This is a genomic window from Streptomyces sp. NPDC029674, from assembly GCF_044903205.1.
Taxonomy (GTDB): domain Bacteria; phylum Actinomycetota; class Actinomycetes; order Streptomycetales; family Streptomycetaceae; genus Streptomyces.
In genome coordinates, this window is record NZ_JBJDPY010000004.1 from 89,794 (window position 1) to 114,544 (window position 24,751).

General features: G+C 71.4%; 17 protein-coding genes and 1 pseudogene. 4 read left to right on the top strand and 14 right to left on the bottom strand.

Annotation, left to right across the window (positions count from 1 at the left end):
* Positions 1-31 precede the first annotated feature (31 nt).
* The 12 genes and pseudogenes from ACI2L3_RS10885 to ACI2L3_RS10940 form a co-directional block, all read right to left on the bottom strand.
* Positions 32-1,312 (bottom strand): O-antigen ligase domain-containing protein, encoded by a 1,281-nt coding sequence (locus ACI2L3_RS10885; RefSeq protein WP_404752017.1) that lies wholly within the window; start codon positions 1,310-1,312, stop codon positions 32-34.
* Between the two features lies 1 nt (position 1,313).
* Positions 1,314-2,864 (bottom strand): right-handed parallel beta-helix repeat-containing protein, encoded by a 1,551-nt coding sequence (locus ACI2L3_RS10890; protein WP_404752018.1) that lies wholly within the window; start codon positions 2,862-2,864, stop codon positions 1,314-1,316.
* Between the two features lie 15 nt (positions 2,865-2,879).
* Positions 2,880-4,847 carry an alginate lyase family protein gene (locus ACI2L3_RS10895; protein WP_404752019.1) on the bottom strand — a complete coding sequence of 656 codons (1,968 nt, stop codon included), beginning with the start codon at positions 4,845-4,847 and terminating at the stop codon, positions 2,880-2,882.
* On the bottom strand, positions 4,844-7,036 hold the full coding sequence (locus ACI2L3_RS10900) for a bi-domain-containing oxidoreductase (protein WP_404752020.1): 2,193 nt from the start codon (positions 7,034-7,036) through the stop codon (positions 4,844-4,846). Before ACI2L3_RS10900 ends, ACI2L3_RS10895 begins: the two co-directional genes overlap by 4 nt.
* A gap of 28 nt (positions 7,037-7,064) precedes the next feature.
* Positions 7,065-8,993: an asparagine synthase (glutamine-hydrolyzing) gene (gene asnB / locus ACI2L3_RS10905; RefSeq protein ID WP_404752021.1), complete on the bottom strand. Its 1,929-nt coding sequence runs from the start codon at positions 8,991-8,993 to the stop codon at positions 7,065-7,067.
* A 3-nt stretch (positions 8,994-8,996) separates the two neighbouring features.
* A complete protein-coding gene (locus tag ACI2L3_RS10910; protein WP_404752022.1) occupies positions 8,997-10,556 on the bottom strand; it encodes a Wzz/FepE/Etk N-terminal domain-containing protein in 1,560 nt (519 codons plus the stop codon).
* The gene (locus ACI2L3_RS10915) at positions 10,553-11,920 is read right to left on the bottom strand and encodes a Wzz/FepE/Etk N-terminal domain-containing protein (protein WP_404752023.1); all 1,368 of its coding nucleotides are present in this window, start codon (positions 11,918-11,920) and stop codon (positions 10,553-10,555) included. Before ACI2L3_RS10915 ends, ACI2L3_RS10910 begins: the two co-directional genes overlap by 4 nt.
* Positions 11,917-13,197, bottom strand: a complete 1,281-nt coding sequence (locus tag ACI2L3_RS10920) for a glycosyltransferase family 4 protein (RefSeq protein ID WP_404752024.1) — start codon at positions 13,195-13,197, stop codon at positions 11,917-11,919. Before ACI2L3_RS10920 ends, ACI2L3_RS10915 begins: the two co-directional genes overlap by 4 nt.
* On the bottom strand, positions 13,187-14,506 hold the full coding sequence (locus ACI2L3_RS10925; protein ID WP_404752025.1) for a nucleotide sugar dehydrogenase: 1,320 nt from the start codon (positions 14,504-14,506) through the stop codon (positions 13,187-13,189). Before ACI2L3_RS10925 ends, ACI2L3_RS10920 begins: the two co-directional genes overlap by 11 nt.
* Before the next feature lie 16 nt (positions 14,507-14,522).
* Positions 14,523-16,013 (bottom strand): sugar transferase, encoded by a 1,491-nt coding sequence (locus tag ACI2L3_RS10930; protein ID WP_404752026.1) that lies wholly within the window; start codon positions 16,011-16,013, stop codon positions 14,523-14,525.
* Between the two features lie 586 nt (positions 16,014-16,599).
* Positions 16,600-17,793, bottom strand: a complete 1,194-nt coding sequence (istB, locus tag ACI2L3_RS10935) for an IS21-like element helper ATPase IstB (protein WP_404752491.1) — start codon at positions 17,791-17,793, stop codon at positions 16,600-16,602.
* Between the two features lie 231 nt (positions 17,794-18,024).
* Positions 18,025-18,114: pseudogene (locus ACI2L3_RS10940) on the bottom strand (4-hydroxy-tetrahydrodipicolinate reductase); the annotation flags it as partial.
* A gap of 200 nt (positions 18,115-18,314) precedes the next feature.
* Between ACI2L3_RS10940 and ACI2L3_RS10945 the strand changes: the two are divergent.
* A complete protein-coding gene (locus ACI2L3_RS10945) occupies positions 18,315-19,055 on the top strand; it encodes a class I SAM-dependent methyltransferase (protein WP_404752027.1) in 741 nt (246 codons plus the stop codon).
* A gap of 83 nt (positions 19,056-19,138) precedes the next feature.
* Complete coding sequence (locus ACI2L3_RS10950; RefSeq protein ID WP_404752028.1) at positions 19,139-20,458, top strand: NAD(P)/FAD-dependent oxidoreductase; 1,320 nt, start codon at positions 19,139-19,141, stop codon at positions 20,456-20,458.
* A gap of 141 nt (positions 20,459-20,599) precedes the next feature.
* Here ACI2L3_RS10950 and ACI2L3_RS10955 read toward each other — a convergent pair whose 3' ends face one another.
* Both ACI2L3_RS10955 and ACI2L3_RS10960 read right to left on the bottom strand, forming a co-directional pair.
* Entirely contained in the window at positions 20,600-20,830 is a 231-nt protein-coding gene (locus ACI2L3_RS10955; protein ID WP_404752029.1) for a chaplin, read from the bottom strand.
* 244 nt (positions 20,831-21,074) lie between these two features.
* Positions 21,075-21,980, bottom strand: coding sequence for a hypothetical protein (locus ACI2L3_RS10960; protein ID WP_404752030.1), 906 nt, complete (start codon positions 21,978-21,980; stop codon positions 21,075-21,077).
* Positions 21,981-22,368: 388 nt separating this feature from the next.
* On the opposite strand from ACI2L3_RS10960, the gene ACI2L3_RS10965 reads away from it, so the two are divergent.
* Positions 22,369-23,421, top strand: a complete 1,053-nt coding sequence (locus ACI2L3_RS10965) for a PucR family transcriptional regulator (RefSeq protein WP_404752031.1) — start codon at positions 22,369-22,371, stop codon at positions 23,419-23,421.
* A gap of 106 nt (positions 23,422-23,527) precedes the next feature.
* Positions 23,528-24,745 carry a cation:proton antiporter gene (locus ACI2L3_RS10970; protein ID WP_404752032.1) on the top strand — a complete coding sequence of 406 codons (1,218 nt, stop codon included), beginning with the start codon at positions 23,528-23,530 and terminating at the stop codon, positions 24,743-24,745.
* The last annotated feature ends 6 nt before the right edge of the window (positions 24,746-24,751 follow it).

Sequence of the window (24,751 nt, forward strand, 5' to 3'; positions counted from 1 at the left end):
TGCATGTCGTGCGTGTCGCGCATGTTCAAGGTCATCTCCGGGCCCATCGCGGGATACGTCGTCGGGGGACCGCGGCCGTCGCGAGAGGCGCGGCCGCGGCGGGTGCCGCGAGCAGTGAGGCGGCCAGGGCCAGGTGCAGCAGATACGGCGAGGCGTCCCCGAGGCCGGCCTCGGTGTACGACGAGATCGCGACGTAGCTGATCAGGAAGATCGCGCAGGCCCTCGAGAGCGACGGCGGCCGCAGCAGCGCGACACCGGCGAGGACCACGATGACGGACGCCACGAGGGAGACGCCGATCAGACCCTGCTCGTTGTAGACGGCCAGCCAGCTGTTGTCTATCGGCAGCCCTCCGAACGACTTGTCGCCGAGGCCCATGCCGAACACCTGCTCCCCGGCCGTCCGGGGCGCCGACAGGAGGGCGTCCCAGACCTTGGCCCGGCCGGTGAGGCTGGTGAAGTACTCCTTGCTCTGCCCGCGCAGGAACCACGCCTGGAGCGCGGAGGCGAACCCCACCGCGGCCACCGTGGACACCAGCACCGCCCAGACGAAGAACCGGCGGGCTGCGGCACTGGTCAGGACGAGCGAACCGATCGCCAGCGTGAGCGCGACGAGCAGGCCGACCGTCGCGGTGCGGGTGTGGGTCAGCGCGAGCAGGACCAGTGACGGCACGATCACCATCACCGCGCTGCCCTTGGTGGTCCTGCGGCCCAGCAGGAGCAGCACCGTGAGCCCGATGATGACCGCGGCGTACTGGCCGATCTGCGGCGGGGTGAGCGGCCACAACGCACCGACGAGGCGCCCGCCGTAGGTCTCGGGCATGGCCGCGCCCGGCGAGATCAGCAGGCCCGCGGCCGCCGACCCGAGCGCCACGAAGTACATCCGGATGTGGTGCCGGACGAACGTCACGCTGCCGTCCCACCACCGGCTGAGCAGCCACAGCGTGCCGACGAAGAGCGCGAGGCGGCCGCAGCGGAACAGCGCGCCGAGCCCGACCTCCAGGTCCGCGCTGGCGATCACGCTCGGCACGAGCAGCAGGGTGAGCAGGAAGAGGAAGGCGCTGGGCCGGATCCGCAGCCGGGAATTGAGGACGAGCGCCAGGGCGAACGCGGCGACCAGCGCGCCCATGGTGGCCATCTGGATGAGCGAGCGGGGCAGCGGAACGATCGTCTTCGCCCCGGCGGATCCCAGCGTGTTGAGACCGAGCAGCGCCCAGACGATCCCGACGGCCTTCGGCGTGCGGGCGGGGCGCGGTTCGACGCCGGCACCGGCGCCGGGCCGCGTGACCGCCGTGTCCGTCAGCTCTGTGCCCATCTCAATCACCGGCCCGTGCGGCGAAGGTGCTGCCCGCGTCCTGCCGGTACGGCGGGTCCTGCCACTGCCCGGCGTCCAGCTGCTTGTCGGTGTCGACCGCGACGAAGCTCCACGGCCCCCGGTAGACGTTGTCGTACCAGCGGTTCCGCTGCTTGTGGGTGATGGCCTCGGCCACCCGCTTCCCCTTGTACGGGGACCACTTGGGGTAGGTGCCGTAGTTGGCGAGCACCGCCATCCGGCCGCACTCCGTCTCGCACTCGACGACCGACGGGTCAAGGAGGAAACGGTTGTCGTGGATGTCCACGCGCTGGGTCTTCCACCGGCAGTCGGCGTAGAGCGGCGCGGTGGCGATCGCCGGTTTCGCGCAGCGGTCGGTGTCCTTCACCAGCAGCGTGCAGTAGCCGGTGGAGGTGTTGGCCGGGCTGTTGCAGAACCGGTCGGCGTTCTCCCACAGGGTGATGCCGTTCCAGTTGTCCTCCAGCACGTTCCGGTAGATCTCGATCTTGTCTGTGCGGGCCTTGACCCGTGGCTCGCCGCCGGCCTCGGACACATAGACGGTCGCGTACGGGAAGTTGTCGCCGCGGTCCGCGTACTTGCGGCCCTCGACCCAGTTGTTCCGCCGGATCGTGTTGTTCCGGACGACCGCGTTGTAGCTGGTCTCGTACATCAGCGCGGCACCGTCGTTGGCCTCGATGAGATTGCGCTCGATGCGGAAGTCGTTGTTGTTGTTGTCGGCCCACAACCCGGCCCCGCGGTTGTCGTGCACCCAGTTGCCGCGTATCTCGGCGCCGTTGACGGCCCAGAACTTGATGCCGCCGGTGCAGCCGCAGCCCGGCTTCCGCCGCTCCCAGTCGCCGGTGTTGTTGCCGACGATCTCGTTGCCCTCGACCACCAGGCCGCGGATGGAGTCACCGGTCTTGTACGCGTTCATCCCGTACTGGCCGTTGCCGCGCAGACAGTTGGCGCGGACCTGCTGGCGGGCGCCGGCCATCAGCCCCGCGCCGGAGTTGTACTGGATCTTCGAGTGCTCGATCACCCAGCCGTCGGCCATGTCGTGGTTGACCACGCCCTCGTCGTGCGGCGCGACGAAGTTCTGCACGGTCAGATGGCGGATGGTGACGTTGTCGGCGGTACCGCTGAACGCGTAGTTGTTGGTCTTCCTGCCGTTGAGCACCGCGCCCGGCGCGCCGAGGTAGCGGTTCCCCTTCTTGGCGATGACCTGGGCGTAGCGGTCCGGCTCGAGCGTGTGCTTGCCCGGCCGGAGCCAGAACGTGGTGCCCGCCGGGCTGCTCCTGGTCTTCTCGGCCAGGTCACCGACCACCTTGGGGTCGACCGTCACCGCGCCCGCCGGCGCCTTCGACGGGCCGGCTCCGGGCTTGGCGCACACGCGGGCCACGGGCTTGGCGGGCGCGCCGGACGAGGGCGACGCGCCGGACGAGGACGGCGTGCCGGTCGCTTCCGGCCGGTCGTCCGGCGTGCCCGTACAGCCGGTCGCCGCCAGCACGACCAGCGCCAGCGGTGCCGCCGGCAACCACCGGTTCCGCCACTTCATCCCCACGCGTCCTCCCTAGCCACGGAACCTGAGTACGGTGGTGAAGTCCTCCGTGCCGTCGGCGAATCCGGTGCCGACCAGCGTGGTGGCGGGTTCCTTGCGCCCGAAGCCGGCGGAGTACCAGCCAAGGGGCGGGCCGGTCTCGCCGCGATGTGCCCGCCAGCTCAGCCGGCCGGGCAGTTCGAGTACCGCGGAGCGGTCCTCGTCGTCCCGGGTCCAGGTGAGCACCGCCCGGTTCGCCACCAGCTCCGCGGTGACCGAAGGACCGAGGTGGAACGCCAGACGCGCCGCCCGGCGCGGGCCGCGCACCTCGTCGACCACGCGCAACTCCTGGCTGGCAGCGTCCAGTTCGACCCGGCGGCGGTGCACGGTGCGCTGGTATCCGTCGTGCTCGGCGCACCAGCGGGCCACACCGTCACCGGGCGTGTCCGCGGCCAGGACGCGGCTGCGGGCGTGCCGGGTCCACAGGAACGGGCCGCCGGAGACGGACTGGTCGGCGCCGTCCAGCTCCAGGGTGTTGTGGCCGAGGGTGGAGCGGAAGTACCGCCGCCACTCCGGCTGCCCGTGGTAGCAGTACGTCCCCGGGTCGGCGAGCACGTCGACCCCGTCGTGCCGGACCTCCACGGACAGCGCGTCGGCGTGGGCGTGTGCGGCGATGGACAGGAAGCCGTGCGGGCCGCCGTCGCACCGGCACCAGATCTCCTCCGGACCGCGCAGGATCGTCAGACCCGCGTCGGCGAAGTGCGAGGGCCTGCTCGCCGGACGGGACACGGCCGGTGCCGTTCCGGCCTTCCCGTACGGCCGCAGGAGCGCGGCGAGCAGCGGGGTGCGCACATCCGTGCCGGTCACCGCCGGCCACCAGGGGAGCCGGCCGAACACGGCGTCCCCGGTGGCGAGGAGCGACGCCCACCGGTCGGTGCCCGCGCCGTCCACGATCAGACCGTGCCCGTCGTCCGCGTCGCCCTGGCGCGGCGGCCGCAGCCGGTTGTCCACGACGGCCGCGAGCGCGTCGGTCATGCGCAGCAGCACGAGGCGGATGGTTGGCGGAACCGCGACGCCGGCGGCATCCGCCTCGGCCACCGCGACCAGGCCGAGCTCGAGGACGAGACCGTGGTACTCGGAGGCCAGTTCGCGGTTGAGGCCCGAGGGGAAGGTGTTGCTCTTCAGGTGCCGCTCCAGCGAGCGCAGCGCGTCGTCCCGCCAGCGCGCGGAGGACGGGAACCAGCCGAACGCGCAGGCAGCGGCGGCCTGCCCGGCGGCCTCGGCGACGATGTGGTTGTTCGCCGACGAGCCCCGGCTGGGGAAGGCGGCCAGCCAGCGCTGGTGGTGCCAGATCTGGTGCACCGCCACCGGGTTGTCCTCGAAGAGACCGGCCGCCCCCTGCCAGCCGTCGAGCAGTCGGCGGATCCACACCCAGGAGAGCAGCCGGATCCCCAGCTCGATGCCGCTGATCCAGTGCACCCCGTGCAGCGGCGCGTTGGCCGCCCACCACGAGCGCAGGTGCTCCGCCACGCGCTCGGCGTACCGCTCGTTCCCGGTGAGCGCGTAGGCGGCGGCGAGCACGGTGAGGTACTGGTGCCGGGACAGCTCCCAGATCTGCTTGATGTCCCCGACGGCGTCCTCGTCCCGGTAGGGCAGGCCGAAGGCGTAGCCCCACGGAGCCCGGCGCCCGGTCTTTGGGTCGTACCACCAGTCCGGGTCGGCCAGGTCGTCGCGGTCCACGCCGAAGAACTCGGCGTGCCCGGCCATCAGCCGGTCCGCCTCGGCCACCAGGCGTTTCGCGGCGTCCGACGGCACGGCGGCGAGCGCCCCGGCGGGCAGTACCGCGGTGAACCGGGCGCCGGTCACGCTCGGGCACTCCGGCCGCGCGGAGCGCCACCGCCGCCTGCGCACCGCGTCGCCCACCCGGCCGCCGACCTCCCGCGGCCCCATCCGGGACAGCCGCCGCAGGTACCAGCCCGCACTCGTCGAACCCGTCGTCATCGCGGACTCGCCAACGTCACCGGCGCACCGCCGGCCAGTGCGGCCCGCACGGCGAGGGTGGCCGCCGTGGTGGCGACGAGGGACTCCAGCGGCACCGGCATCGGTCCGCCGGTCCGCACCGCCTTGACGAACGCGGCCAGTTCGGCGTTCTGGCCCTTGTCCCGGGCTTTGGGAAGCCGCGAACTCACCCACCGCTTCCGGCCGTAGACCGAGGCACGGACGAAGTCGTCGAGCCGCAGCGCCCTGCCGTCCGCGATCAGGTCCAGCGTCTCCTTGGGCAGGCCGGCCGGGCCGGTGGTGACGTAGCTGATGGTGGCGGTGGACCCGTCCGGGTAGCGCAGGACGACCTGGAGGTCCTCGTTGCCGGGCGCGGCGGTCGCGTACACGGAGACCGGGTCGGCCCCGAGCAGCCAGCTCGCCGTGTCGATGAAGTGCCCGCCCTCGCCGGCGAACCGCGAGCCCTCGGAGCCCTGCTGGAGGTACCAGCTGCCGTGCTGCAGCCGGCCCGCGTTGACCAGGTAGCGCAGGCTCGCGGGGCCGGTCCGGGCGCCGAACCGCTTCCGCGCCTCCTGGAGGAGCGGCGAGAACCGGCGGTTGAAGCCCACCTGGAGCCGGTCGTTGCCGGACTCCTCCACCGCCGCGAGCACCCCGGCCAGCTCGTCCTCGGTGAGGGCCAGCGGCTTCTCCACGAACACCGCCTTGCCGGCGAGCAGCGCTCTGCGGGTCAGTTCGGCGTGCGAGCTGTGCCGGGTGACCACGAACACCGCGTCGACGGCCTCGTCGCCGAGTACGGCGTCGAGATCGGTGGTCGCCTCGGCGAAACCGAACTTCCGCTTGGCGTTGGCCGCGGACAGCGCCGTCGTGGTGACGACCGTGGACAGCTCGACGCCGTCACGCTGTGCCAGGTGCGGCAGCAGCATCGACGTCGCGTAGTTCCCCGCGCCGACGAACGCGAGGCGCACCGGCCCCCTGGCGGCCCTGGCCGGACTCCGCCGCACGTCCACCGCGGGCACGGCGGGCACGGCGATCACGGGGGCCGCCTCCGCTTCCCCCGTCACCCCCGCCTGCTCGGGGTAGCGGAACAGCACGGCCACCGCCTTCAAGTCGCCGTCCTTCAGGCGCTGGTACGTCTCCACGGCGTCGTCGAAGTCGGCCATGTGGGAGATCAACGGCTCCACGTCGACGCGGCCGCGGGCGGTGAGGTCGAGGAAGCACGCCAGGTTGCGGCGCTCGGTCCAGCGCACATAGCCGATCGGGTAGTCGCGCCCTTCCAGCTCGTACTCCGGGTCGTAGCGCCCGGGGCCGTACGAGCGGGAGAACCGGACGTCGAGCTCCTTCTCGTAGTACGCGTTCCACGGCAGGTCCAGGCGGCACTTGCCGATGTCGACGACCCGGCCGCGGTCCCGGCTCAAGTGGGCGGCCAGCTCGACGGGCTGATTGCTGCCTCCGCCGGCGGCCAGATACACCTGGTCCACGCCGTGCCCGCCGGTGAGCTCGGCGACGGCGCTCTCCACGGCCGCGGACGCGGGATCGCCGCAGGCCGTGGCGCCCAGCCGGGCGGCGAGTTCACAGCGCGCGGGGTCGGGGTCGGCCCCGACGACGCGGACCCCCGAGGCGGCGAGGAGCTGCACCACCAGCTGCCCGATCAGGCCGAGGCCGACGACAAGGGCCACCTCGCCGAGCTGCGGCTCGCCCTGGCGGACGCCCTGCATCGCGATCGAGCCGACGGTGCCGAAGGCCGCGTGCCGCGGCGCGAGGCCGTCCGGGACCGGGGTGTAGAGGTTCCGCGGCACCCAGTTCAGCTCGGCGTGCAGCGCGTGCTCGTTGCCGGCGCAGGCCACGAGGTCGCCGGCCTTCACATCGTCGATCCCGGTGCCGACCTGCTCGACGACCCCGCACAGCGAGTAGCCGAGGGGAGTGTAGGAGTCGAGCTTGCCCATCACCTTGCGGTAGGTGGCGGGCACTCCGTTGGTCGCCACGCTCTGCATGACCTTGGCGACCTGGTCGGGACGGGAGCGGGCCTTGCCCACCATCGACATGCCGGCCTCGGACACCTTCATGAGCTCGGTCCCGGTGGAGATGAGCGAGTAGGCGCTCCGCACCAGCACACCGCCCGGCTTGCAGCCGGGCACCGGCACGTCGAGCAGCGCCAGTTCGCCGCTCTTGTAGTTCTGCACAACCTGTTTCACCCGAGCTCCTCTTGTTTCCACGCTTGTTTCAGGCCGCCTGGCTCTGGCCGGAGCCAGAGGTGGCGCCGCGGTACCAGTACTCCAGGGTCAGCACATGCCACAGGTGCTTGGAGAAGTCGTGCTGCCCCGCGGCGTCCTCGGCGACCATGCGCGCCAGCGCGTCGCGGCGCAGGATCCCGGAGTTGACGAGCACGCCGTCGTTGATCACCTCGCGCACCAGCGGTGCCAGATCCCGGCTCATCCAGGCCCGCAGCGGGGCGCTGAACAGGCCCTTGGGCCGGTACACGATCTCCCGCGGCAGGATCGACGACGCCGCCTCCTTGAGGACCGCCTTGCCCTGCCGTCCGGCGATCTTGCGGTTGCCGGGCACGGTGAACGCCGCCTTGACCACCTCGACGTCCACATACGGCACCCGCACCTCGGTCGACGCGGCCATGCTCGACCGGTCCGTGTAGGCGAGGTTCAGGCCCGGCAGGAACATCCGGGCGTCGCCCAGGCACATGCGGTTGACGAAGTCGTCGAGGTCGTTGTCCTGGTAGATGTCCGCGTGCTCGGTCAGTACGTCGTCGACCGTCCCGGCCAGGTCCGGATCGATCAGGGCGAGCAGCTCGTCCTGGTCGTACATGGTGTAGCTGCGCCGGAACGCGGTCTCCTCCGGCAGCTCGGCGAAGGACAGGAACCGCTTGGCGAACCGCACCGACCGGTATCCCCGGCGGGCGGTGGCGACCGGCAGCCGGTTCACCGTCGCGGACAGGCCGCGCCGCAGCGGCCCCGGAACGCGCTGGTAGCGCAGCGCGAGCAGGTTGGCGAGGTGCTTGCGGTACCCGGCGAAGAGCTCGTCGGCGCCCATCCCCGAGAGCATCACCTTCACCCCGGCCTCCCGGGCGGCCGAGCAGATCAGGAACGTGTTGATCGCGGCGGGATCACCGATCGGCTCGTCCAAGTGGTACGTCATCTGCGGCAGCAGGTCGAGCACGTTCGGGGCGATCTCGATCTCGTGCAGGTCGACACCGAACCGCTCGGCCACCTGCCGGGCGTAGCGCAGGTCGTCCGGCATCGCCTCGAACTTGGCGTCCGCGGCGCGGAACCCGATCGTGTACGCGGAGATCCCCGGCTGGTCGCGGGCGGCCAGCGCGGTCAGATAGCTGGAGTCGAGACCGCCGGAGAGGAAGGTCGCCACCGGTACGTCGGAGAGCAGGTGCCGCCGGTTCGAGTCCTCCACGATGGCGGCCAGGTCCGGCCGCTCACCGGCGCGGGCCCGCTCCTGCGCCTCACCGGCGACGTCCTTGAGGTTCCAGTACCGGCCGCGCTCGATCCGGCCGTCGGGCCGGCACCGCAGCCAGCTCCCCGGCGGCAGCTTCTCCGCCTCACGGAACGCGCAACGCGAGTCCGGCACCCAGTAGTAGAGCAGCGAGGCCACCAGCGCCGCATGGTCGACTTCGAGCGAACCGCCGGTCACGGCGGCGAGCGCCTTGAGTTCGGAGGCGAACATCAGCCCCTCGCCGCGCCGCAGCAGAAACAGCGGCTTGATGCCCAACTGGTCGCGGGCGAGCACCAGTTCACCCGTCCGCTCGTCGAAGATCCCGAACGCGAACATGCCGCGCAGCCGGGGCAGGCAGTCCGTGCCCCAGCGCCGCCAGGCCTCGAGGAGCACCTCGGTGTCGGAGGTACCGCGGAAGCGCGCCCCGGCGGCCGCCAGCTCGGCACGGAGTTCGGGCGCGTTGTACAGCTCGCCGTTGTACGTCAGGGAGAGGCCGCCCGAGACCATCGGCTGGGCGCCGGTCTCGGACAGGTCGATGATGGACAGCCGGCGGTGCCCGAGGTGCACCTCGCCCTCGCCGAGGGGGTGGCTGTAGCGGCCCGCTCCGTCCGGGCCGCGGTGGGCGAGGACATCGGTGAGCCGGTCGGTCACGGCTTTCCCGTCCGGCCACCGGTAAGTGCCTGCGATGCCACACATGTTCTACCGTGCCTCCTGGTCGCTGTACGGGACCCGCGCGGCCGGCATCGAGGGCCGCTCCGTCCGAGGCCGGTTTTCCCCCACTGCCTCAGCGGCGTGGGAGGTGCCCGCGTCGTTCTGCCGGGCCAGCCGCTCGTAGTGGCCGCGCAGCGCGGTGTGCAGCCCGTCCCACAGCGTGCCGTCGGTCCGGTCACGCGGATCGGGGTCGACCAGCACCACACCGATCACCGGGATGCGCTGGTCCGCGAGCTGCCGTGCCACGGTGTGCAGCCACGCGGCGCTGCCGTGCCCGGCCCGCACCACGAGCACGGTCTGGCCGCCGAGGTACTGGAGGTCGGTCCACGCCGTGCCGGGCGCGACCGAGCCGACGCCGAGCCGCCGCGTACCGCGCGGCACGGTCGCGGCACCGTCGCCGCTGACCACGCTCGGGTCTCCCGGCTGCGGGCGGCCGTTGGCGAGCTCCTGGCCGGGCAGCCCGTCGACGATGACCACGGGCCCTTCCGCCGCCAGTGCCCTCGCGACGTCCCTGGCGATGGCACCGGTGGTCCGGGCGCAGCCCAGTTCGAGGAGCGACACCGGTTCCGCGGCGCCGCGCACGGTGCGCGCCACGGTCGTGGTGAGCCGTTCGGCTGCCGCGCGGGTCCTGCGGCGCTGCCACAGGCGGGCCGGCCGGGGTGTCCGGCACAGCTCCGCGATGACCGAGGCGCCCAGGTTCGCGGCGATCTCCCGGCGCAGCACGGGGCGGTCCGCCACCACCGAGCCGACCGCGGCCAGCGCGAGGCCGAGGACGAGCCCGAGGACGAGTCCGATGCCGGCGTTGGTGACGGCGGCCCTGGGCAGGGAGTGCTCCACCGCGCGCGGGGCGTCCACGATCTGCGTGCCGGTGATGAGCTTCGGCGTGCCGGTGCGCGCCTCCGCGGCGCGCTCGTCGAAATCGGCGATCCGCGAGTTGAGTTCGGCCCGGCGGGCGAAGAGCGACTCGATGCTCGCCGACGCCTCCGGGTCGGTCTCCGGCGACCGGTCCCCGATCGCCTCGTTGACCTCGGTGAGCTCGTCCCGCATGCGGTCACGCTGGTCGAGCAGCGCCTTGGCCTCGGCCTTCGCGGTCTCCCGCATGCGCCGCACGTGGTCCGCGACGAACGCGTCGGCCAGCGCCCGGGCCCGGGCCACCGCGTCCGCGTCGCTGTCACCCGTCACATCGATCTGCATCAGGTTGTTGGTGAGGCCGGTGCCCCGGTAGTCCTGGATGAAGTCCGCCGGTTTCTCCGGCGAGTCGAGGGACTTGAGGGCCTGTCCTGCGATCCGCGTGGTCTTCAGCAGCTCGACGTCGGTGCGGATCAGCGTTCCGGTGTCGTTGGGCTGGTCCTCCTTGTGTGCGACCAGGACCTTGGTCACCGCGGTCGGCGGTGGCGGCATCAGCACCGCCACCGCCACGCCTATCAGCAGTCCCAGCAGCGCCATGGAGCACCAGAGGCGGCGGCGCCTGCGCACCGCCACCACCAGCGCGTGCAGGTTCAGCAGCGGAACGGCCGCCGACGACTCCGAAGCCGTACTCGTCGTCATACGGAACCTCCCGTCGCGTGGCCGCGCGCCGCGAGCGCCGGCGTGGCGTTCTCCGGAGGATGGTCGGCGGACCGTGCCGGACGGGTCCGGACCGGCTCGGCGACGACGATGCCCACGACCTCGTGCCTGCCGTCCGCACACGCCTGGGCGATCCCGGCGAGCTCCTCCGCGGTCCGGCTGCCCGCGCTGAGCACGACCAGGGCACCGGCCTCGGTGTCGCGGTCCGGCACCATCGGCCGGTCCACGGAGACATCCACCACCCGCAGCAGCGGATCGCTCTTGGCCTCGGTGGCGAGCTGCCCGGCGGCCCGGCGGGCGAGCGCGTCGCCGTCCGGTACGACGACGAGCAGCCGCCGGGGGGCAGGCAGCTGGGTCCGGAGGCGGGCGCACACCCGCCGGTAGCGGATGCGTCTGCCCGCCTCGTCGCCGGACCGCTGCGGGGCCGGTACGTCCCACGGGGTGTCGAGGCCGAGGAACCGGCGGGCGCGGGCGCGCGGGCCCTGCCCCGCCGGCCGGTGCGCGCGCCGTTCGTCGGGTACGTCGACGGTGCCGATGAGCGCGGAGCCCAGCGCCGCGGCGATCTCCGGTTCGGCGCGCAGCCGGCGGTTCGCCCGCGCGGCCACGAGATGGCCGATGACCGCGAGCAGGAGGAAGAGGAGCGCGCCGGCGGCGACGAGCTGCGTCCTCGTCGGAGGCGCCTCGCCGGTCGGCCGGGCCGCCGGTCCCATGACGACCATGCCTGCCTTGTCGGACGCCGGGTTGGCCTCGTCCAGCTTCTTCATGGCCTCCTCCAGCTGGGTCCGCAGCTTCTCCAGCGAGGTGCGGGCCTGCACGCTCTCCACGGTCCGCCCCGGATCGGCCGCCTTCGCGAGCTCGGTGATGCGGCGGTCGGTCTCCCGCATCTTCTTCCGCAGCTCCTCGGGTCCCGTGGCCGCTTCGGGGTCGGTGCCGCCGCCCGTTATCCGTGCGGCGAAGGTGACGAACTCCTTGGCCACCCGGTCGGAGAGCCGCTGCGCGCGCTCCGGGGTCTCGGCCGTTCCCGAGATCTTGATGATGTTGCCGTCGGCGGCCTTGGCGCTCACGCGGTCCAGCAGCTCGTCGCCGCCGGTGTCCCGCCAGTCGAGTGCGGCGGCCGCGCGGTCGACCACCGCCGAACTGGTCGCGATGTCGACCTGGGTCAGCAGCTCGCGCTCCTCCCACTGCCCCGGCAGCAGCACCGATGCCGATGCCGTGTACCGCGGCGGGAACAGCACGGAGGTGCCGTAGCCGACGAGGGCGCCCAGCACGGCGAGGACGGCAAGCAGCCGCCACCGTCGGCGGAGGATCCGCCCGATCGTGGCCAGGCGTATCGTGTCGTCGCTCAACTGCGCGGCCTCTTCCCCGTCCGGGCCGGACCGCTCGCCGGCGCCGGAGTGCGGCCACGGCAGGCAGCGGTGTACGCGGCGAGCAGCGACCGCTGGGAGTTCCGCCAGGAAAGCTCCCCGCCGATCCGCTCCTGGCCGATCTTGCCCATCCGGGCCCGCTTCTCCGGGTCGTCGAGCAACAGCGCGATCAGCCCGGCGAATTCGGCCTCGTCGTTGGCGGCCGCGTAGACGGCGGCGTCACCGGCGGAGACGCGCGCCTCCCGGAGGTCGAACGAGACGATGGGCCGGCCCATCGCCATGTACTCCAGGACCTTGTTCATGGTCGACACGTCGTTGAGCGGATTGCGCGGGTCGGGGGAGAGGCACACGTCCGCGGTGGACAGGTAGCGCACCAGGTCGGCATCCGGGATGCGCCCGGTGAACTGCACCTGCTCCTCGAGCCCGAGCCGCCGGGACAGTTCCACCATCGCGTCGAAGGCGTCGCCGGCGCCGACGAACACCGCGTGCCAGTCGGTCCTGCCGAGCTCGTCGCGCAACTTCGCGAGGGCCCGCAGGGCGTAGTCGACGCCGTCCTGCGGCCCCATGACGCCGAGGTAGCACAGCAGATGGGGCTTGCCGCGCTTCAACTCCGGTTCCGGCGGAACCGGCTGGAACCGGTCGACCGCGGGCGCGCTGCGCACCACGAACACGTCCTCGGGCCGCCGGCCGCCGCGGCGCACCGCGACGTCCCGGTAGCTCTCGTTCGTGGCGAGCACGATGTCCGCGGCCCGGTACGTCATCCGTTCCAGCGCGCGCACCCCGCGGTAGAGCAGGTCCTCCCCGCGGTCGAACCGGGAGAGGTACAGCTCGGGCACCAGGTCGTGCTGGTCGAAGACGAACCGCGCGCCGCGCCGCTTCAGCCACATCGCGGGCAGGAACAGCAGGTCGGGCGGGTTGCAGGCGTGGACCACGTGGACCGGGCCGACCTTGCGGGCGAGCCGGGCCGTGTGCCACAGCGCCGTTCCGTACTCCCGCAGATAGCCGGCAGGGCCGCCGGTGGCCGCGCGCAACGGGTAGCGGTGGATCCGCACCCCGTCGATCTCCGCCTCCGCCTCCGTGTCCCGCTTCTCTCCCCGGGGGCAGATGACGTCCACCTGCCAGCCCGCGTCGCGCAGTGTCGTGCACTCCTGCCACACCCGCCGGTCGAACGGCACCGACAGGTTCTCCACCAGGATCAGGGCGCGCCCGGCGGGCCGGACGCCGCCGGTCATGTCATCGAACGATGTGTCACCAAGCAAGACCTACATACCCCGGTTCGGTACGACGCGCGTCGGCGTCGGGAAGATGGACGAGATCGATCAGCACCGGTCCTTCGTCGCCGTGCGGCAGGGCCGCGAGGACGGCCGGGTCCCTGGTGCCCACCAGGCACACCTCGGCGTGCTCGAGCACCTCTTCGACGGAGGTCGCGAGCAGCTGCGCGAGGTGCGGCAGCCGGGTCTCGATGTACTCGCGGTTCGCGCCGAGCAGCCGCGAGAGGCTCACGTTGGCGTCGTGGATCCGCAGGTCGTACCCCTTGCCGAAGAGTCTCTCCGCCAGCTCGACGAGCGGGCTCTCGCGGAGGTCGTCGGTGCCCGGCTTGAAGGACAGCCCCAACAGGCCCACCCGGCGCTTGCCGGTGCGCTCGACCAGCTCCACCGCGCGCTGCAGATGCGCGGAGTTGGAGGGCAGCACATGGGACAGGATGGGTACCGAGACGTCGGCGCGCTGCGCCGCGTGGACCAGGCTGCGCAGGTCCTTGGGCAGGCAGGAGCCGCCGAAGGCGAAGCCGGGCCGCAGGTAGGCGGAGCTGATGTTCAGCTTGCGGTCGGCCAGGAACACGTCCATCACCTGGTGCGAGTCCACCCCGAGCGCCTGGCACACCGCGCCCAGCTCGTTCGCGAAGCCGATCTTGAGGCCGTGGAACGCGTTGTCCGCGTACTTGATCGCCTCGGCCGTCGGGACCGGCACCCGGAACACCTCGCCGGGCAGGGCTTCGTACAGCGCGAGCACCGCGTCACCGCTCGCCGCGTCGAGCTCGCCGATGACGGTCTTGGGCGGGTCGAAGAAGTCCCGCACGCTCGTGCCCTCGCGCAGGAACTCCGGGTTGACCGCGACCCCGAAGTCCACCCCGGCGGTGCCTCCGACGTACTTCTCCAGGATCGGCACCAGCAGGTTCAGGCAGGTGCCCGGCAGCATGGTGCTGCGGAACACGACGGTCTGCCGCCCGCCCCGCTCGGCCACCGCGGCGCCGATCTGCTCGGTGACCCGCTCCAGGTACGTGGTGCACAGACTGCCGTTGGGCTCCGACGGCGTACCCACACAGACCAGCGACACCTCGCTGCCCATGATCGCCTCACGGACGTCGGCGGTGGCGCGTAACGCCCCGGTCCGCACGACCCCGGCGACGAGTTCGCCGATCCGCTCCTCGACCACCGGCGCCTTGCCGTCGTTGACCAGGTCGACCTTCACCTGGTTGACGTCCACCCCGATGACCTCGTGGCCCATGCTCGCCAGGCACGCGGCCGAAACGCAGCCCACATAGCCGAGTCCGAAAACGCTGACCCTCATGATCCGTCCCTCCCCATCAGTAAGCCCCGTGCCCGGAGAGCACCGCGCGCAGCGTCTTCCACAAGATCATCGTGTCCAGGGCGAGCGACCAGTCCTCCACGTACCGCAGGTCGAGGCGGACCGCCTCCTCCCACGGCAGGTCACTGCGTCCGCTGATCTGCCACAGGCCGGTGAGCCCCGGCTTGACGAGCAGCCGCCGCCGGATGTCCGGGCCGTACGCCGCGGACTCCTCCGGCAGCGGGGGCCGCGGGCCGACGAGCGACATCGAGCCGGTGAGCACGTTGAGGAGCTGCGGGAGCTCGTCGATCGAGTACCGGCGCAGCACCGCGCCCACCCGGGTCACCCGCGGATCCTGCCGGAGCTTGAACAGCAGCCCCGCGCCCTCGTTGCGGTCGGCGAGCGCGGCCCGCGCCCGGTCGGCTCCGACCACCATCGTGCGGAACTTGAAGATGGTGAACTCGCGGCCGTCCTTGCCGACCCTGCGCTGCCGGTAGAACACCCCGCCCCGGCTGTCCGCCAGCACGAGCAGCGCCACGGTCACCATCAGCGGCGTGAACAGCAGCAACAGGATCGCCGCGCCCAGCCGGTCGACGACCTCCTTGACCGCCCTGCGGCCGCCGGTGAAGGTCGGCATGCTGACCCGCAGCAGCGGGATCCCGAGGACCGCGTCGACGTGCAGCCGCGGTCCCGCCACCTCCATCAGCACCGGGGCCACGACCATCTCGGCGTCGCTGCCCTCCAGGTTCCAGGCCAGCCGCTGCAGCCGGTCCGGCGACCAGTGAGGGTCCGGGGTGACCGCGACGACACGGTAGCCGTCGCGGCGGACGTGGCTTGCTACGTCCGCCAGCCGGCCGATGACCGGCACTCCGTCCAGATGGTCGCCCAGCTCACCGTCGTCCAGCCCGAGAGTGTCCGTCGTGCACACCGCGTCCACCCGCCAGCCGAGGTGCGGGAGTTTGCGGGCCCGGGTGATCAGGTCGCGCACGGTGGCCGGGCTGCCGGCCGCGAGCACCGGTCTCAGGCACCGCCCTTCCTTCCGCTGTCTGTGCAGCCGAAGGCGCAGCAGATACCGCGCGGTCATGGTGATAAGCGCGATCGCGGGAATCGCGACGAAAATCCAGAGTTTGATGTTGCGTGACGTGAGGGCTATCCCGCCGAGCGCGAGTACGACGACCGCCGCGAACAGTGAGCGTCCGAGTCGGCGGAATTCCTCCGCTCCCTGGCCGAGAACGGCCGGTGCCCACGCCCGGCTCACCGCGAGTGATCCCAGCACCAGCAACTCGGTGCCGAAAGCGAGAATTCCCCACTTCTCATGCCAGTTGGCCGCGTCGCGGGCCCCGAAGAATATACCGATGGAGGCCACCACGAAAGCGGTGGCCACGGTATCGCTGGTGATCACGGTACGTCGGTACCGCTGTTCCCAGTCGATCGCGGGCCGGCTGATCTCCCCGTTCGCCAGACGCTCGCGCGCCGACGGAAACGGGCTCACTAATCCCCCCTGCCGCACAAAACCCCCCAGGTCACCAGAGGCCAGGCGTGATCGCCCGACCCTGCCCCTCTCCCCCCGGGAGGCTCCGCCTCCCGCGCCGCGCCGTTCTTTCCCCGGGAGGCCCCCGCCCCCCGCGTACGACAGCCGGTGATTCGGCGTCACTTGGGCAACCCGGCTTCGGACCTCGAATGCTCCCCGCACCCGAGGCCCGCTCGGGGCCGCAAGAATTGATCACCCCACGACTGGCGCGGGGACGCGATAACCGGCTGTTTGTAGCGCTGAACCCAAAGATCGTTACTGGTTGCTTCACGCCCGAACAGCTGAAGCACGGTCAATCTAGACCATCGGGGCCGCTATGGAGAGGGGATGTGTGGAATTTGTGCTCAAGGTTTGGGGTGGCTGCCACGGACCGGCGAGAAACCTCCGGGCACCCGGCCGTCATCGTGCGCTCCAGCGGCCGCGCACACAGGGTCTGACCGGGGCTTTGTCGCGCAGGACTCAATTCGGCCGGCGCTATGCGCCGCGATCTTGACCTGAATTGATGGTCAATGGACGGCGGTCAGGATCGCCGGTTTCGGCTGGAAAACGTCGCCGGCCCGGATCCCTACCAGCCGGCGACCGGCGCGCCCTCCAGGCGGCGCGTGCGGTAGCTGTCGGCGTCGAGGGTGATGACCTCCGCGTGGTGGGCCAGCCGGTCCACCGTCGCGGACGCCGTCGCGCTGTCGCCGAACACCTCGTCCCAGCGGCCCAGCGGCCGGTTGCTGGTGACGATCAGCGAAGCCCGCTCGTAGCGGTGCGAGACGAGCTGGAAGAGGAGGTGGGCGACCTGCGGATCGAAGGGCACGTAGCCGACCTCGTCCACGACGAGCACCGGGTACGCGTCGAGCCGGGCCAGCTCCTTGCCCAGCCGCCCCGCGGCCTTGGCGTCGGCGAGCCGCGCGCCCCACTCGGCGGCGGTCGCGAACAGCACCTGGTGGCCGGCCTGGCAGGCCCGCACCCCCAGGGCGACCGCGAGGTGCGTCTTGCCCGTGCCGGGACCGCCGAGCAGCACCACGTTCGCCTTGCGGGTGACGAAGTCGACCTTTCCCAGCCGGGTGATCACATGCGGCTCGGGCGCCCGCAACTGCCCCTCGTCGAACATCTCGAGGACCTTCCTGGCGGGGAACCCGGCGGCCTCGATGCGCTCCTCGGCACCGGCCCCCGGCTCCGCCGCCTCCCCGCCCTCCTCGGCCATCCCGCCCCCGTCCCGCTGTGCGGGGATGGCCACGGTGTGCGCGTCCTCCTTCACGGTGCGCGCCCTGGCCTCGTGCGCCGCCATCGGCCCGGACATGTAGGCGAGGATGGCCGCGGAGGCGATGAACGCCATATGGATGACCGTGCCCCACAGGAGGTCGTGCCGGGGCGTGTGGTGCACGTCGACGAACATCTGGAGCAGATGCACCGACGAGATGCCGACGATGGCGGTGGCCAGCTTCACCTTCAGCACGTTGGAGTTGACGTGCGACAGCCACTCGGGCTGGTCCCGGTGGCCCTGCAGGCCGATCCGCGAGACGAAGGTCTCGTACCCCCCGACGATCACCATGATCAGCAGATTGGCGATCATCACCACATCGACGAGCTTGAGGACGGCGAGCATGACGTGCGTCTCGTCCGCGTGCCCCGTGATGACGTGGTGGATGAGGTGCCACAACTCGTTGAAGAACTTGTAGACGTACACGCCCTGCGCGGCCACCAGGCCGAAGTACAGGGGTGCTTGGAGCCAACGGGTCGCGAAGAGGGCGCACCCCAGGGTGGTCATGTTCGTGGGGGGCGAGGCGGAGCGGGACACGAGACCTCCAACAGCCGTGAGGTCCGTCATTCTTGTGGGCCGCCACCGACAATCTGAATTCGAGCCACTCGTTGGGATTAATAGAAATCCAGTCGGATAACAGCGTGTGTGCTTATGTGTGGGCGCGTCTGCTTATGTGTAGAACCGCGTGAAACCGCGCAGGATCTCCCGGCCGTCGGTCCCGTACTCCAGGTGCGCCTGGGAGCCGACGAGCCAGCCCCGCAATGTGTTCAGCCGCTCGTCCGTCCAGCCAGTGGTACCGACGACGCAGTGAATGCCGTTGCGTACGCAGGAAACCTCGCTGCTCATGCGGCCGGCGGTGGGACCACCCGGAGCCCGTGAAGCTTCGGCCGACGACGTTCAGTCGTTCATGAGGCCAGGGGGAGGCCCTGATCTTTGTGGCTTCTGTGAGTACGACGGTCTGCCGGGGCGCGGGGAGACTGCCGCGACGGACGAGAGAACCAGGGTCAGCACAGGGGAGGACCGGCACCATGAGCACGCAGCAGTATGACGAGATCGGTGAGGCGTACGAGGGCTTCAAGGCGCTGCCGCTGGAGCAGTACGCCGTGGTGCCGAGTTTCCTGGCCATGGTGGGGGACGTGCGCGGCAGGTCGGTCCTCGACCTGGCCTGCGGCACGGGTTTCTACAGCAGGGAGTTCAAGCGGCGCGGCGCCACGGACGTGCTCGGAGTCGACATCTCCGGTGAAATGGTCGCAGTGGCACGGGGGTTGGAGGAGCGCGACCCGCTGGGCCTGCGCTATGAAGTGGGCGACGTGGCAGAACTGCGGCCCTTGGAGCGGCAGTTCGACGTCGCGCTGGCCGTCCAGCTGCTCAGCTACGCGCCGGACATCGCCACCACGGAGCGGATGTGCCGCAACGTGCACCGGAGCCTCGAGCCCGGCGGCGAGCTCTTCGTGCTCAACCAGTCGCCCGACTTCCGCTTCGACGGCCCGGCCCCGGACAAGTACGGCTTCCGCAGCGAGCTGACAGGCGCGCGGGCCGAGACGGGACCACAGGTGCGGATCACGGCGCTGCTCGCACCACCGGTCTCGTTCGTCGCCAACCTCCCGCGCCGCGAGGTGTACGAGAAGTGCCTGCGGGCGGCCGGCTTCACCGAGTTGACCTGGGTCCCGCTGACGGTCTCCGACGCCGGCGTACGCGAGTTCGGTGCGGACCATTGGGCGGATTTCCACGCCAACCCCCCGCTGGAAATGCTGCGCTGCCGCGCCTGACGACGACCGGCCGGACCCCTGACAGCTGTGGCGCTGCACCATGTAACCGACGGCATCCGCACTTCGAGGGGATCGATCGGCGCATGACCAAGCCTGAGAGCACGGGACATCAGGGCACGGGATACGAGTACGACGTCGTCATCAGCGGAGCCGGTCTCGCCGGCAGCGCCGCGGCGATCCTGCTCGCGCGGCGCGGCGCCCGCGTCGCGCTGCTGGAACGCCGCTCGGATCCCGCGGCGTACAAAGTGCTCTGTACGCACTCCCTCACGGCCAGCGCCTACCCGGTGCTGGCCGAACTCGGCCTCATCCCCGCCCTGGAGAAAGCGGGAGCCGTCCGCAACGAGGGGCGCTGGCACACCCGTTGGGGATGGATCGAGCCGAGGGCGGCGCCGACGGGACCCGAGCTGCCGTACGCGTACAACATTCGGCGGAGCGTCCTCGACCCGTTGATCAGGTCGCGTGCGGCGGAGACTCCCGGCGTCGATCTGCTCCTCGGGCACCACGTGAGCGGAGTGCTCCGGGAATCCGGCCGCACGTCGGGCGTGCGCGTGTCGACGGCACAGGGGGAGCGCGACATCCGGGCCCGCCTGGTGGTCGGCGCCGACGGCAAGGACTCCGCCGTGGCGAAGTACGCCGAAGTGCCCGCGCGGCGGTACGAGAACACGCGCTTCGGCTACTTCGCGCACTACCGCGACGTTCCGCTGCCCGGCGACGTCAGCCACGTCTGGTTCGGCGAACCCGACATGGCATACGCGTTCCCGAACGACGACGGGGTGACGGTCATCGCCGTGCTCCCGGACAAGGAACGGCTGCCGGCCTTCCGGAAAGACCTGGAGGGCAGCTTCCTCGCGGTCGTCCGCGCCCTGCCCGAGGCGCCGCCCATCGACTCCGGCGAACGCGTCACGAAGATCATCGGCACCATCGACTACCCCCTGCACAGCCGCAAGCCGGCCGCGCCGGGCGTCGCGTTCATCGGCGACGCCGCCCTCACCGGCGACCCGTTGTGGGGGGTGGGCTGCGGCTGGGCCCTGCAGTCCGCGCAATGGCTGGCGGACGCGGTCACGCCGGCCGTGATCGGTCGGGGCGACCTCGACACATCACTCGCGGCATACGCCCGCAAACACCGCCGCCGACTGAGCGGTCACCAGTTTCTGGCCGCCGACTTCGCCAAGGCCCGCCCGTTCAACCCCGTGGAGCGTCTGATGTTCGCGGCGGCGGCGCGCGACGCGTCGATGGCGCGGCACATGCACCTGTTCGCATCGCGTCTGATAGGCCCGATGCGGTTCCTGAACCCCGTGGCGCTGGCCAAGGCGGCGGCCGTCAACATCAGGCACCGTGCGGGTTCCGAGTCCGATCCGGCTTCCGGTCCCGCGCGGGGAGTCCGAGCAGCACCTCGTCCATGAACGCAGCAAGAGAGAGCCGGCGCCGGCGGAAAGCAGAAAGCAGAAAGCAGAAAGCGAGCGTGCCACCGCAAGGGAAGGTCGGCGGCACGCTCGCTCGGACCGCGGTGAGCCGTGCGGCTCCCTACGGTGTGCTGCGCGAGATCAGTCGTTGACGCAGGTGTTGCCGAAGGCCGGGTTGAGCAGGCCGATGATGTCAACGGTGTTGCCGCACAGGTTGACCGGGATGTGGACCGGGACCTGAATGGCGTTGCCCGAGATCACGCCCGGCGAGTTCTGGGCCGCACCCTGCGCGCCCGCGTCGGCGCTCGCCAGACCGGCGCTGCCCAGCACGAGGGCACCGGTGCCCAGCACCACACTCATCGTCTTCTTCATCTGATTTCTCCTTTAAAGGTTCGATGCGGCCCGTGGGCGTCCAGCGGACCGCAACGCGACATGTCGCATGGCCGGAGCAGCACACTCGGCCGACGCCCGGCAAGATCAACGATCGGCTCGTCCCCAGGACACGGGTCCAAATGGGCGTCCGACGCCTCATGCGCTGGAGTAGGAGTGGGTGGGCGGGGCCCGGGCCGGGCCCGTACCGGGTGGTGAGTCGAGCGGCACCCGGTACGGGCGCGACTCAGGCGGCGGGGACCGGCTCGAACTTGCCCGGGTCCGTGCTCGGGGCGACCGGCGTGGGGACGGGCCTGACCTCGTCGGGCTTGGCCGCGTCGGGCTTCGGCTTGGCGGTCTTGTCGGTGGGCTTGGGCGTGCCGTCCGGGACGGCGTCGGGGGTGGGCGTCCGGTCACCGTCGGGGAGCGGGTCCGGGGCCGGGGTGGGCTCCGGGTCGGGGTCCGGCGTGGGCGTCGGGTCCGGGGCGGGGGTCGGATCCGGCTTGGGGGTGGGGTCTTCCTTGGCCCCGTCGGCCCAGGAGCTGAGCCTGCCGTCGGGGGAGAGCACGACGTGCACCCCGTTGTTCTCGCCCGCGGCGGCGCGGCCGTTGGCGTCGAGCGTGCCGAGGGCCGCCTTGCCGCCGTATATGTCGGCCTGCCAGTGGTTGGCGGAGAGCTTGTAGACCTTGGCCTTGGAACCGTCCACCAGGGTGTCGACGCGGACCAGCTCGCGCTTGGCCGGCTTGGGCTTCGGCTTGGGCTTGGGGGCGGGCTTGACGCGGTCCACCCAGGAGGAGACGGCTCCGCGAGCGGTGAGCTTGACGTGCAGACCGTTCAGGTTGGCCAGGGCGGTCCTGCCGAACGCGTTGAGGCCGCTGATCTTCTTGCCGTGGAAGAGGATGTCGGCCTGGTACTTGTTCTTGCCCAGCTTGTACACCTTGGCCGTGTGCCCCTTCGAGGCGAGCTTCACGGTCTTCACGTGGACGCGCTTCGTCTTGCCCTTGGTCTTGGCGTGGGCGGCAGCCGTCACCGTGGCGGTGTCCGGCGCGTGCTGGGTGGCCGCGAGGGCGCCGGAGGCGGCGCCGAGGGTGATGGCCGTGGCGGCCGTGGCGGTGATGATGCTGGTGCGCAGGGCGCGAGGGGTCATACGCATGGGAAAGAGGGCCCTTCGGGATCTCGGATCTCGGTTCTCGGTCTCGTCGGTCTCGTCGGTCTCGGTTTCTCGTGGAGCGGCCGCCCCGTTGCGGCGACATCCACGAAGTTACGCACCTCACATCAAGCCGACCCATAAGCGATGTAACAGCTAAAAGGGATATAGGCGGCGAATTCGTCGCGATGCCGGTGACCGGCATCTCCGACGGCCGAGGACTGCCGGGACAGGGCAGTACTCCGGGCGACGGCGGCGCGCCAGGATGGCCGCCGACCCGACCGCTCGGACAAACCCACCGCTCATGCCGCAATTTCGCCATACCCGCTGGCACGCCCCCGTCGACGCTGCGCTAGAAAGGCGTCAGCACGACATCACGACACCGGGGGCGATCATGACCGACGACGCAGTGGCCTCCTACCTGGACGGCTACGCACGTCTCATCGCCGACGCCTCCGCCACCGGCCGCCGGCTGACCCGCGACGAGCTGGACTCCCGGCGCTCCCTGGGCGAGCAGGCGGCCGAGGCCGGCCTCGGGATGCGCACCCTGATGGCGGCCCACCTGGCCGCGGCCCGCACGAACTGGCCCACCGGCGCCTCGCCGGAGAGCGTCCTGGCGGCCGTCGCCCAAGGTCTCGACGCGTTCGCCGAAGGGTACGAGCGGGCTCAGCGGGCCGCCGTGCGGCAGGAGGAGGCGGCCCGCCGCGAATTCATCGACGACCTGCTGTACGGGCGCAGCGACATGGGCAAGCTCGCGGAACGCGCCGAACGCTACGGCCTGCGGCTCTCCTACGCCCACGCCGTGGCGGTGGCCCGTGGCGCGGCCGCGTACGAGGAGGGCGACCCGACGCCGCGCGCCGTGGAACGCGCCCTGGTCAGCCGTTTCGGAGACCGTCACATCCTGCTCACCACCAAGGACGGCCGCCTCGTCTGTGTCGCCCCCGCCGACCAGGACGAAGTGCTCACCTTCTTCGCCAAGCAGGCCTACGCCGCCACCGACGGCGGCCAGGTCGGCATCGGCCGCCCGCAGCCCGGACCCGGCGGCGTGGTCCAGTCGTACGAGGAAGCCCTCAACGCACTGGAACTGGCCGAACGGCTCGGCGTCGGCGACCCGGTCCTGCGCGCCGCGGACCTGCTGGTCTACCCGGTTCTCACCCGCGACCGGCAGGCCATGGCCGACCTGGTCGTCAACACCCTGGGACCGCTGCAGAAGGCCCGCGGCGGCCCCCAGCCCCTCCTCGACACCCTCGCCGCCTACTTCGACTCCGGCTGCGTCAGCGCCGAGGCCGCCCGCCGCCTCGCCCTCAGCGTGCGCGCCTTCACCTACCGCCTGGACCGCATCCACAAGCTCACCGGAGCCGATCCCGCCGACCCCGTACACCGGTACACCCTGCAGACCGCGATCATCGGCGCACGGCTCCTGGACTGGCCGGCTCAGCAGCTCTGACCACCCGCGCGGATCGCCCGCTCGGGCCGCCCCCGCATGCGGTATGGCTCCGCTGCCCCGACGCTCGGACCATGCGCCCCCGTACACACCTCGTCGTCGCCCTGCCGTGACACATCCGGGAACCCTCATCCTGATCATGGCGGTCGCCGTGCTCGCGCCCCTGCTGGCGCACGGCGCCGCCCGCCGGGTGCGCGTCCCCCTGGTCATCTTCGAGATCGTGCTCGGCATCCTCATCGGTCCCGACGTGCTCGGCTGGGCGCGCCACGACGAGGTCATCGACACGCTCTCGGAGCTGGGCCTGTCCATGCTCATCTTCCTGGCCGGGTACGAGATCGAGTTCGCGGCCATCCGCGGTGACACCCTGCGCCGCTCCGTCCGGGCCTGGCTCGTCTCCCTCGTCCTGGGCCTCGGCATCGCACTGGCCCTGACGGGCATGGACCTCTCCCGGAGCGTGGTCATCGGCACCGCGCTCACCAGCACCGCCCTCGGCACCGTCCTGCCGATCCTGCGCGACAGCGGCGACCTGCGCGGCCGCTTCGGCACCGTGATGATGGCCTTCGGCGCGGTCGGCGAGTTCGCGCCGATCATCGCCATGGCGGTGCTGCTGAGCGGCCGCAAGCCGGGGGCGGCCACCGTGGTGCTCGCCGCCTTCGCGGTCATCACCGCGGCGGCGGTCCACTGGGCGCTGCGCCCGCACCCGCCGTGGTTCGCCCGGATCATCCGTACGACGCTGCACACCAGTGGTCAGTTCGCCGTCCGCTTCGTGATGCTGCTGCTCGTCGCGATGCTCGCCCTGTCGTACGCGTTCGGCCTCGACGTGCTGCTCGGCGCCTTCGCGGCAGGGCTCCTGACCAGGCTCGTCTTCCAAGGAGCGGCCCCCGAGAGCGGCGAGGAGGTCCTCGGCAAGGTGGAGGCGATGGGCTTCGGCTTCCTCGTCCCGCTGTTCTTCATCGTCACCGGCATCGACTTCGACCTCGCCTCACTGCTCGACGGCGGCCGGTCCCTGCTGCTGCTCCCGGTCTTCCTGCTCCTGTTTCTCGTCGTACGAGGACTCCCGGTGTACGTACTGGCGCCGCGCGATCTGGACCGTGCCGACCGCCGGGCTCTGACCCTGTACTCGTCGACCTGTCTGCCGCTCGTCGTCGCCATCACCACCATCGGTCTCGACGAGGGAGCGCTGGCGAAGGGGGAGGCGGCGGCCCTGGTGGGCGCCGCCATGGTCTCGGTCCTCGTCTTCCCGCTGCTCGCACTGCGGGTACGGGCCAAGGCGGGGAAGGCCGCGGCCCCGGGCGGCGGCCCGGCCCCGGAGTCGGAGGCGTGGTGACCGGAG